This window comes from Lysinibacillus sp. NPDC097287, assembly GCF_044761695.1.
Taxonomy (GTDB): domain Bacteria; phylum Bacillota; class Bacilli; order Bacillales_A; family Planococcaceae; genus Lysinibacillus.
In genome coordinates this window covers 1-9948 of record NZ_JBIWCX010000030.1, presented here as the reverse complement: position 1 = coordinate 9948, position 9948 = coordinate 1, and the positions used below count along the sequence as shown (strand labels likewise).

At 39.8% G+C, this 9948-nt stretch carries 13 protein-coding genes; 11 read left to right on the top strand and 2 right to left on the bottom strand.

What is annotated here, in order from left to right; all coding sequences use genetic code 11:
• The 10 genes from ACIQ2D_RS21660 to ACIQ2D_RS21615 form a co-directional block, all read left to right on the top strand.
• Window positions 1-168: DNA-directed RNA polymerase subunit alpha C-terminal domain-containing protein (locus tag ACIQ2D_RS21660; RefSeq protein ID WP_275579669.1), on the top strand; the 168-nt coding region annotated here is incomplete at its 5' end.
• A 54-nt stretch (window positions 169-222) separates the two neighbouring features.
• Window positions 223-603, top strand: coding sequence for a 50S ribosomal protein L17 (gene rplQ, locus ACIQ2D_RS21655; protein ID WP_012296051.1), 381 nt, complete (start codon window positions 223-225; stop codon window positions 601-603).
• 493 nt (window positions 604-1096) lie between these two features.
• Window positions 1097-1942, top strand: a complete 846-nt coding sequence (locus ACIQ2D_RS21650; protein ID WP_402867371.1) for an energy-coupling factor ABC transporter ATP-binding protein — start codon at window positions 1097-1099, stop codon at window positions 1940-1942.
• Complete coding sequence (locus ACIQ2D_RS21645) at window positions 1918-2790, top strand: energy-coupling factor ABC transporter ATP-binding protein (protein ID WP_402867370.1); 873 nt, start codon at window positions 1918-1920, stop codon at window positions 2788-2790. The genes ACIQ2D_RS21650 and ACIQ2D_RS21645 overlap by 25 nt, the downstream gene beginning before the upstream one ends.
• Entirely contained in the window at window positions 2787-3584 is a 798-nt protein-coding gene (locus ACIQ2D_RS21640) for an energy-coupling factor transporter transmembrane component T family protein (RefSeq protein WP_402867369.1), read from the top strand. Before ACIQ2D_RS21645 ends, ACIQ2D_RS21640 begins: the two co-directional genes overlap by 4 nt.
• Before the next feature lie 17 nt (window positions 3585-3601).
• Window positions 3602-4342: a tRNA pseudouridine(38-40) synthase TruA gene (gene truA, locus ACIQ2D_RS21635; RefSeq protein ID WP_402867368.1), complete on the top strand. Its 741-nt coding sequence runs from the start codon at window positions 3602-3604 to the stop codon at window positions 4340-4342.
• 167 nt (window positions 4343-4509) lie between these two features.
• Window positions 4510-4947 carry a 50S ribosomal protein L13 gene (gene rplM, locus ACIQ2D_RS21630; RefSeq protein ID WP_402867367.1) on the top strand — a complete coding sequence of 146 codons (438 nt, stop codon included), beginning with the start codon at window positions 4510-4512 and terminating at the stop codon, window positions 4945-4947.
• Between the two features lie 25 nt (window positions 4948-4972).
• A complete protein-coding gene (gene rpsI / locus ACIQ2D_RS21625; protein ID WP_004233744.1) occupies window positions 4973-5365 on the top strand; it encodes a 30S ribosomal protein S9 in 393 nt (130 codons plus the stop codon).
• 204 nt (window positions 5366-5569) lie between these two features.
• Window positions 5570-6283 carry an N-acetylmuramoyl-L-alanine amidase gene (locus ACIQ2D_RS21620; RefSeq protein WP_402867366.1) on the top strand — a complete coding sequence of 238 codons (714 nt, stop codon included), beginning with the start codon at window positions 5570-5572 and terminating at the stop codon, window positions 6281-6283.
• A gap of 72 nt (window positions 6284-6355) precedes the next feature.
• Entirely contained in the window at window positions 6356-7411 is a 1056-nt protein-coding gene (locus ACIQ2D_RS21615) for a P-loop NTPase (RefSeq protein ID WP_402867365.1), read from the top strand.
• Window positions 7412-7479: 68 nt separating this feature from the next.
• On the opposite strand, the gene gerD is transcribed toward ACIQ2D_RS21615, so the two are convergent.
• Entirely contained in the window at window positions 7480-8091 is a 612-nt protein-coding gene (gerD, locus tag ACIQ2D_RS21610; RefSeq protein ID WP_402867364.1) for a spore germination lipoprotein GerD, read from the bottom strand.
• A gap of 151 nt (window positions 8092-8242) precedes the next feature.
• Between gerD and ACIQ2D_RS21605 the strand changes: the two genes are divergently transcribed.
• Complete coding sequence (locus tag ACIQ2D_RS21605; protein ID WP_402867363.1) at window positions 8243-8917, top strand: KinB-signaling pathway activation protein; 675 nt, start codon at window positions 8243-8245, stop codon at window positions 8915-8917.
• A 39-nt stretch (window positions 8918-8956) separates the two neighbouring features.
• Here ACIQ2D_RS21605 and ACIQ2D_RS21600 read toward each other — a convergent pair whose 3' ends face one another.
• Complete coding sequence (locus ACIQ2D_RS21600) at window positions 8957-9616, bottom strand: hypothetical protein (RefSeq protein ID WP_402867362.1); 660 nt, start codon at window positions 9614-9616, stop codon at window positions 8957-8959.
• Between the last annotated feature and the right edge of the window lie 332 nt (window positions 9617-9948).

Below are 9948 nucleotides of genomic sequence, written 5' to 3'. Positions count from 1 at the left end.
GTTCGTTCTTACAACTGCTTAAAGCGCGCTGGTATTAATACAGTACTAGAACTTGCGAATAAATCAGAAGACGACATGATGAAAGTTCGTAACCTTGGACGCAAGTCACTTGAAGAGGTAAAAGCAAAGTTAGAAGAGCTTGGTTTAGGGTTACGCAAAGAAGACTAAGCGATTTAAACAAACTAGAAGATCAGATATTTTTTATAAAGGAGGGAAACATCCATGGGTTACAGAAAACTTGGTCGTACAAGTTCTCAACGTAAAGCGATGTTACGTGACTTAGCTACTGACTTAATCATCAACGAGCGTATCGAAACTACTGAGGCTCGCGCTAAAGAAGTACGTAAAGCTGTTGAAAAAATGATTACTTTAGGTAAGCGCGGAGATTTACATGCTCGCCGTCAAGCTGCAGCATTTATCCGCCGTGAACTAGTAACAACTACTGACGCAGAAGGTAACGAAACAACTTCATTTGCACTTCAAAAGCTATTTGATGATGTTGCACCACGTTATGCAGAACGTCAAGGTGGTTACACTCGTATTCTTAAAGTAGGTCCTCGTCGTGGTGACGGTGCACCTGTAGTTGTGATTGAATTAGTTTAATCATAATAAGAAACAAGTGGTGAAGAGGGTGTCCGGTTCACCGGTTGAACTGCCACCCTCTTTTTTTCAATGAATAATATACAATATGTTTATTGTTCATATTTAAGCTAAAGCGCTACATCCTTGAAGTCTTTTTTGATGACTGGGCTGTGTTCGGGCGCTTTAGCACTTTTATAATAGATTTATACGACAAATAATTAAGCTGAGCGTTATGATGAGCGGGCCTTTTGGGTGGCGTCTCGTTTAGCTCTCCGCACCTCATTCAAAAGAATCACGGGCTTGAGCACCCGTGTTTCTTGTAAATGTAACGACATGCGCATTTCTTCGAATGAGGTGCGCGCTTTTTTATTCTTTTTGTAAGTACATGTGATTAGACATTGCGCCAATTGATGGTGCTTTTTTTTATACCAACATATTGATTGTGGTAAAATACATACATAAAACAGTGTAATTTAGTTAGTAGAGCTGAGGATGTAGAGAGGAGTTCGGGTGAATGGCTGAAATTTTATCGTTAAATAATGTCACGTTTTCATATACACCAGATGATGTAGAAAGTCGTAATGCCGTAGAAAATGTTAGCTTTTCTGTTCAAGAAGGCGAATGGATTGCAATAGTCGGCCATAATGGCTCGGGAAAATCCACAATTGCGAAGCTTATGAATGGCTTATTATTCCCCCAGCAAGGGGATGTACGAATATTACAAGAAGTACTAAGTGAAAATAACTTATGGGAAAGCCGCTCGCAGATGGGGATGGTGTTCCAAAATCCAGACAATCAATTTGTAGGGGCAACGGTACAAGATGATGTCGCCTTTGCATTAGAAAATAACGGTGTACCGTTTGAAGAGATGGTGAAGCGTGTTCATGCAGCACTTGACCAGGTAAAAATGAGTCAGTTTTTAGATCACGAGCCACACCATTTGTCAGGTGGGCAAAAACAGCGAGTCGCGATTGCTGGTGCATTAGCATTAAAGCCTAAGCTGCTTATTCTAGATGAAGCAACATCGATGCTAGATCCGCAAGGGCGTGAAGAAGTATTACAAACTGTACAGCAATTACGTGTAGAAACAGGGTTAACTGTGCTTTCTATTACGCATGATTTAGAAGAGGCGATGCTCGCTGACCGCATTTTATTCATGAATGATGGACAGAAATTTGCTGAAGGCACACCTGCTGAGATTTTTGCACATGGCGATAAATTAGTAGAGCTAGGCCTCGATCTCCCGTTTGCGATGAAGCTAACGAAATTTTTACAAATTGAGGGTGTCCAATTAATGGGACAACATATGACAGAAGAAGAGTTGGTGAATGATCTATGGACATCAAACTTCAACAAGTAAGCTTTGCGTATGCGCAAGGTACACCTTTTGAAAAACGTGCATTATTTGATGTGGATTTTGAAATTCCTAGCCAAACCTATCAAGCGATTATTGGACATACGGGTTCTGGGAAATCCACTATATTGCAGCACTTCAATGCACTATTAAAGCCAACTTCAGGTGAAGTACATATCGGCGAACGCGTTATTGTTGCGGGTAAGAAGGCGAAAGAGTTAAAGTCAGTCCGTCAAAAGGTGGGGATTGTGTTCCAATTCCCAGAGCATCAGTTATTTGAAGAAACAGTGTTAAAAGATATTATGTTTGGTCCTATGAATTTTGGCGTTTGTGAAAAAGATGCGGAAGCTAGAGCGCGTGAGCTTGTGCGACTAGTTGGCTTACCTGATAGTGTACTTGAAAAATCACCTTTTGATTTATCGGGTGGGCAAATGCGTAGGGTTGCTATTGCTGGTGTACTAGCAATGGAGCCGGAAGTCATCGTATTAGATGAGCCAACTGCTGGACTTGATCCACGTGGCCAAAAAGAAATTATGGACATGTTTTATGCACTTCATAAGGAACGTGGTTTAACAACGATCCTTGTCACACATAGTATGGAAGATGCGGCTCGGTATGCAGATAATATCGTGATTATGCATGAAGGTAGTAACGTTTTAAGTGGAGCTCCACGTGATATTTTTAAAGATGTGGAGACATTGAAAAAGTTTCGTTTAGAGCCACCACGTATCGTACGCTTCCAACAAAAAATTGAAAAGATGATAGGTGTACCATTATCAAAAGTTTGTTTAACAGAAGAAGAACTAGCTGCTGAAATTGGACTTGCTCTCAGAGAGGGGCGTGGACAGTCATGATGGAAAAAATGATTTTTGGACGTTTTTTGCCGGGTGATTCTCCAGTTCATAGGCTAGATCCTCGTTCAAAACTAATTTTTGTTTTCGCATTCATCATCATTGTATTTTTAGCAAACAATACAGTTACTTATGCGATGCTACTGGCATTTACGTTACTCATTATTTTAGTGTCACGTATTCGCCTGTACTTTCTAATAAATGGCTTGAAGCCTGTGCTGTTTTTAATGGCATTTACCTTCTTACTTCATATTTTTATGACTAGGGAAGGCGATTTATTGTTCCACTGGAAATTTATCTCGATCTATGAAGAGGGGGTCAGACAGGGGATATTCATCTCAGTTCGTTTCTTAGTCCTTGTATTCATGACATCGATTCTAACGTTAACGACATCACCGATTTCAATCACTGATGGTATTGAGGTACTGTTAAATCCTTTAAAGAAAATCAAAGTACCGGTGCATGAGCTTGCCCTGATGATGTCAATTTCATTACGTTTCATTCCAACATTAATGGACGAAACGGATAAAATTATGAAAGCACAGATGGCGCGTGGTTCAGATTTATCATCTGGTCCGATAAAGGATCGTATTAAGGCGGTTGTCCCACTTTTAGTGCCGCTATTTGTTAGCGCATTTAAACGTGCTGAAGATTTAGCAACTGCCATGGAAGTACGTGGCTATCGTGGCGGAGAAGGACGCACACGTTATCGTCAGTTAAAGTGGGATATGGGTGATACGTTAGCACTTGCATTACTTGTTGGTATTGCATTTTTACTATTCTTCTATAGAAGTTAATTGAAGGAGCAAACTTTATGCGTAGATTAAAAGCCATTATTAGTTATGATGGGACACAATTTTCTGGCTATCAGGTACAACCAGGGGAACGTACAGTGCAAGCAGAGCTTGAGCGCGTACTTGCCATTATGCATAAAGGGGATCAGGTGAAGGTAATTGCAAGTGGTCGTACGGATGCCAAGGTGCATGCTACTGGGCAAACATTACATTTCGATACGCCACTGTCAATTCCCGTAGAAAAGTATATGAAGGCATTGAATGTGCAGTTACCAAAGGATATTCGCGTCCATGCTATAGAGGAGGTCGCAGCTGATTTTCATGCACGCTATAGTGTGGTGGGCAAGCGTTATCGTTATATTTGGTGCTGTGAGGCTGTGCAAAGCCCATTTAGACGTTATTACACCGTAGAGACAAATGGCGTAAAGCCTGATGTTATAGCGATGCAAGAGGCTGCTAAGGCGATTGTGGGGACACATGATTTCTCTTGCTTCTGCGCTGCAAATACAAGTGTGCAGGATAAAGTTCGTACGGTTAAGGCACTCGATTTTGAGTGGCACGGCGAAGAATTGCACATGGTCATTGAGGGGAATGGCTTTTTATATAATATGGTGCGAATTATTGCAGGAACTTTATGGGAAGTGGGTACAAACCGTCGAGACATAAAAAATGTTGAGACTGTTGTGGCATCAATGGACCGTGAGAAGGCAGGTAAAACCGCACCACCACAGGGTTTATACCTTGAAAAGGTGTTTTATTAGCCCTTATACAACATCACCAGGTGTTTAATGAAATTGCTTGACTTTAAAACACATTCATTATATGATAACAGATGGTATTTTCATTACCACCACAAGATAAGCCCCGAAACTTATAGTGTAGACTAATGAAAAATAACGGTAATCGAATCGATTAGGAGGATATATACATGCGTACAACATTCATGGCTAAAGGTCACGAAGTAGACCGTAAATGGTTAGTAGTTGATGCAGAAGGCCAAACTCTTGGACGTTTAGCTTCTGAAGTAGCTGCAATCTTACGTGGTAAACATAAACCAACATTCACACCAAACGTTGATACAGGTGATCACGTAATCATCATCAACGCTGACAAAATTCATTTAACAGGTAACAAATTACAAGGTAAACTTTACCGCCACCATACTCAATACACAGGTGGTTTAAAAACTCGCACAGCGGGTGAAATGTTAGATAAATACCCAACAAGAATGCTTGAATTAGCAATCAAAGGGATGCTTCCTAAAAACTCTTTAGGTCGTAAAATGTTCACTAAACTTAACGTTTATACTGGAACAGAACACCCACACGCTGCACAAAAACCAGAAGCATATGAGCTTCGCGGATAATATAAATTAAGAGGAGGATATTACTTTGGCACAAGTTCAATACATCGGCACTGGTCGCCGTAAAAGCTCTGTAGCACGCGTACGTTTAGTACCGGGTACAGGTAAAATTGTTATCAACAAACGTGAAATCGAAGAGTATGTACCATTCGCTGCACTACGTGAAGTAATCAAGCAACCATTAGTAGCTACTGAAACTACAGGAAGCTATGATATCCACGTAAACGTTAACGGTGGTGGATACACTGGTCAAGCTGGTGCTGTACGTCACGGTATCGCTCGTGCTCTACTTCAAGTAGACCCAGATTTCCGTGCTGCACTAAAATCTGCTGGATTACTTACTCGTGATTCACGCATGAAAGAACGTAAAAAACCAGGTCTACGCGGCGCTCGTCGTGCACCTCAGTTCTCAAAACGTTAATCTACGGATTTATTCGTTTCAAAAAGCCTGTCTCGATTTTTATCGAGACAGGCTTTTTTTTGTGAAAGCGAAGCGACAACAACGAACAATAGAAACAAGATTTTTTTATGTTTATTCAATTTATTAAATAGCCATTTTTTTTGCTTTCAGGCATAGTTTCACGCTATCGCTCGTACACTACATGTAAAAGGGTGGTGTATGAGGGTGAAGCGCTGGCTTGCACTAGGTTTAATAATGCTAATGAGTATACTTGTAGTGGCGTATGAAACGAATGCTTCTGACCGAAATTTTTTCTTACCTGACCCACTTGGCGGAGTTAAAATCGTCATTGATGCTGGGCATGGGGGGGAGGACGGAGGTGCTTCGAAAGGGGATGTGATTGAAAAGACGATTACCCTTGCTATTTCTCAGCAGGTTGAGAAGCAGCTAAAGAGAAAGGGCGCAACGGTTGTCATGACACGTACAAAAGACGGCGATGTGATGGCTGAGCATTCGTCTCCAGAAAGAGAAGGCACATTAAGAGAACGAAAGAAACAGGATATCTTCTTACGGAAAGACATTGTGGATAAAGAGCAACCTAATATATTTGTTACAATCCATGCTAATGCGATTCCGGAAACAAAGTGGCGTGGTGCGCAAGTGTTCTATCATAAAGACGGACATGCTGATGGGGAAATTTTAGCGAAAAGCATTCAACAGTCGATCCGAACGAACTTGCAAAATACAGAGCGGGAAGCACTATCTATTAAGGAAGTATATTTACTGAAAAAAGTGGAAGTACCTGCAGTATTAGTGGAGACTGGCTTTATCAGTAATGACGAGGAACGCGCGTTATTAGTCGATAAGGATTACCAGAAAAAAATGGCCGATGCGATTGTGGAAGGTATTGAAGAGTATTTACTTTCAAAAATTGAATAGAGCAACTGCTACTATGTAAATTAAACCAGTATGATATACTAACATTGATATAAAATAAGGGGAGTGTTCGTCGTGATAACTGAACTACAAGTGCGAGAAATATTAGGACAACTACAAGATCCATTTTTACATAAACCATTAGCAGAAACAGAAGGCATTACAGACGTTGCTATTAAAGAAGAAAAAAATCATGTGAGTGTTAAAGTTGCGATTGCAAAAACAAACACACCAGAACAAATGCAGCTTCAAATGAAAGTTGTTGAACTATTAAAAGAAGCTGGCGCGAACACGGTTGGTATACGTTTTGAAGAGCTTTCAACAGAAAAACTACAAAGTTTCCGTGGTACTGCTACTGAAGCGGAGGCACAGGATATTTTGTCACCGCTTAGCACTGTACAAGTGATTTCGATTGCTTCAGGTAAAGGCGGTGTGGGGAAATCTACGGTATCTGTCAATTTAGCTGTTGCTTTGGCACGTCTAGGCAAAAAAGTAGGCTTAATTGATGCAGATATTTATGGTTTTAGTGTACCGGATATGATGGGTGTTACAGATATGCCGGTAGTAAAAGAAAATCGTATTTATCCAGTCGATCGTTTAGGCGTTAAAGTGATTTCAATGGGCTTCTTCGTTGAAAATAATGCGCCAATCGTTTGGCGTGGTCCGATGTTAGGAAAAGTATTGGACCAATTCTTCCGTGATGTGGAATGGGGCGAGTTAGATTACTTACTATTAGATTTACCGCCAGGCACAGGAGACGTTGCACTTGATATTCACCAAATGCTTCCATCATCAAAAGAAATTGTTGTCACAACACCACATCCAACAGCGGCGTTCGTAGCTGCTCGTGCAGGTGCAATGGCGCTACAAACTGACCACGAAATTTTAGGTGTCATCGAAAACATGGCTTGGTTCGAGTCTAAATCAGGTGAACGAGAATTTGTATTCGGTCAAGGTGGCGGACCAAAGTTAGCAGATGAGCTACGTACAGAAATGCTTGGGCAAATTCCACTAGGCCAACCAGATTGGTCAGCAGAGGACTTTGCACCTTCAGTATATGCAGAAGAACATACAACAGGCCAAATTTACTTAGATATCGCAGCGAAGGTCATTGCAAAATTAAATAAATAAAAAAAGGATGTGTCTCAAACCCTTACGAGACACATCCTTTTTATATAGATAAATGAGATCGAGAAGGATTATTGACTGCTCTTTTCGTCTTTACCAGAACCTCCACTAGCTTCACCGCTGGCCTCTTTTTTCTCACCTCCGCTTTCAGAAGAGCTTGCTTCACCGCTCTTTCTAATGAGCTCTTGCCATTTTGTTTGCATTAGTGGGCTCTCGATGGTTTCTTTTACGACTTTCTCCATTTCCTTGCGCAGATTTGCAGATTTTAAAATAGTCTCTAACTGCTTTTGCATATCTGCTTGCCCAAAGAATGACTCCAGATCCTTTTGGAATGTGGGGTCTTTCATTAAATCCTTCATAATATCCTGCTGCTGCTTTTGCATGCTTTTGGCTACAGTTTCTTTAAACTTTGGATCCTCGAATGTCTTTTTCCAAAATTCTTGTGCTTTATCAGAGAGCAGTGTTTCTTCTGTCGCCTTTTTGACCTCATCGTGCTCTAACACCAGTAGCTCACGGAAGTCAGGTTCCTCTAAAAGTTTACGTAAAGCTTTTTTACCCTCCTCAGTTTGCAAAGAATCAACCATGATTTTTTTTACTTCATCGTAGGACATGGTAGTGGTTTTATCCTGAGCACAGGCAGAAAGAAAAAGGGTTAGGATCAGTAATAGGGTGAACTTTCGCATCGAACATCCGTCCTTTCTATAGATAAGCTCTTTCAATTATTGTTCACATTTATGATGACTTTATGTATTGATTGGCAAGAGAAATAGCTTTTTTAACAATCCATTGTTAAAATGAGAACAGAGAAATTGGAAAATTGGGGGACTTTTAGTCGTGACAATACGAAATTGGGCAAAGTTTTTCTTCTATGCATTGCTCGTTGGTGGTTTAGTCAACGGGATTTTTAGTTTATTTATTCGTTGGGAGTTCTTTCAGCCCTACGTAACAAATGGACAATGGGGCGAATTTTTCGCCGGATTTTTATGGATGGTTTTTTTAGGATTTACAATGAGTGTAATTGCACAGGCAGGCTTCTTTGCTTATTTAACATTACACCAAGTTGGCGTTAATATTTTTAAAACGTTAACATTATGGAACTGGGTGCAGATAGTGCTAATTGCCATTACATTATTTGATATCGTATTTTTCCGATTTGCACCAAGTGTCGATACAACACAAGATTGGTTATTTTACATAGGACTTTTAGTGGTATTAGTATTTGGATCAGTGGCAACAGCTATTCAAAAAGTGAAAATGACAGGAAAGAAACACGTATTAGTTTCTGCGCTATTTTTCATGATTGTTATTACAACTCTAGAATGGACAATCGCTTTAATGGGGCGTGATGCAAATATTGATCAATACGTTGCATTATTATTATTCCCATTACTTGCAGTGAATGCCTATCAATTATTAGTTTTACCAAAGTATAATGAACAATCCGAAATAGATCGTCAAAAACTAGAGGCACGCCGCAAAGCACGTCGCGAGCAAGCAAAAAATGCATAAATACAAAGAACTGCGCAAAGCTAAATTTGCGCAGTTTTTTTATGGAGATTTTTTTGATTGAATTGTATAGCCAAAAATATTCTCTTCTATAGATATAAAATTATTTTTTTCTATCAATGTATTAAGTTTGTTAAAGGAAACCTTGTTATTTTCATGTAATGAAATAAATAGGAAATCGCCTTTTTGTAAACTAGGTGCAGCATGAGTGCCTTGCCATATAATTGACGGAGAAAGAATATTCACCTGCTGTTGGAACAGTGTCTTTTGTAAGTCTGGTGAATATTGATGATTACGTGTAGCAAACCACAGTGGCTCCGAAGCGAAATGTTTTTCATAAATAGCGACCTCTTTTTTTAGTATGTTAGTATCAAGAGGTTCTTCTTTGGAATCCACAGGACCTAATAAGCCAGTAGGTAGTTTTCTCTTCTGAATAATTTCCATATGCTTTGGTGACCGTTCTATCCAATCAGCGTCCAATAGAAGAAGCGGGTAAGGTTCCTTTACTGTCGTAAGCCATTCTAAAAGTGGTTCATCTGAAAATGAAATTTCGACAACAAGTGACGTCCCATAATGCCCTTTTGTGACAACAGCCGGGGAATCTGTGATACTAAAGACTGAAATCATAGTCGAGTTTATAGGTTTGAAAAAGAGAAACGCAAATAGTATCAAGCACAGCAGTAGCAACGTTTTACGAACCATATCATAACCCTCATTTCATTAAGTATAAATATAAAAAATGATCTTCTTTAAAAAACTTATGATTTAGTGTTGACTTTAATGATTAATCGATGTTATTATGTATAAGTCGCCAAGAGGTGACACGCAAAACGAAACAACATGAACCTTGAAAACTGAACAAGCAAAACGTAATCAATAACGTTTCTAGTAGCTAACTCTGTTAGTGAATGAAACACAAGTAATAAATAGATATCAACTTTTTAGTTGATACGCTAGCAAAGCTAATGAGCTTTCAAACTACTTTTATGGAGAGTTTGATCCTGGCTCAGGACGAACGCTGGCGGCGTGCCTAA

What these genes read in the sequence shown, in the direction of transcription:
- rplQ (WP_012296051.1), top strand. Translation starts at nt 223, where the DNA reads ATGGGTTACAGAAAACTTGGTCGTACAAGTTCTCAACGTAAAGCGATG.
- ACIQ2D_RS21650 (WP_402867371.1), top strand. Translation starts at nt 1,097, where the DNA reads ATGGCTGAAATTTTATCGTTAAATAATGTCACGTTTTCATATACACCA.
- ACIQ2D_RS21645 (WP_402867370.1), top strand. Translation starts at nt 1,918, where the DNA reads ATGGACATCAAACTTCAACAAGTAAGCTTTGCGTATGCGCAAGGTACA.
- ACIQ2D_RS21640 (WP_402867369.1), top strand. Translation starts at nt 2,787, where the DNA reads ATGATGGAAAAAATGATTTTTGGACGTTTTTTGCCGGGTGATTCTCCA.
- truA (WP_402867368.1), top strand. Translation starts at nt 3,602, where the DNA reads ATGCGTAGATTAAAAGCCATTATTAGTTATGATGGGACACAATTTTCT.
- rplM (WP_402867367.1), top strand. Translation starts at nt 4,510, where the DNA reads ATGCGTACAACATTCATGGCTAAAGGTCACGAAGTAGACCGTAAATGG.
- gerD (WP_402867364.1), bottom strand. Translation starts at nt 8,091, where the DNA reads ATGCGAAAGTTCACCCTATTACTGATCCTAACCCTTTTTCTTTCTGCC.
- ACIQ2D_RS21600 (WP_402867362.1), bottom strand. Translation starts at nt 9,616, where the DNA reads ATGGTTCGTAAAACGTTGCTACTGCTGTGCTTGATACTATTTGCGTTT.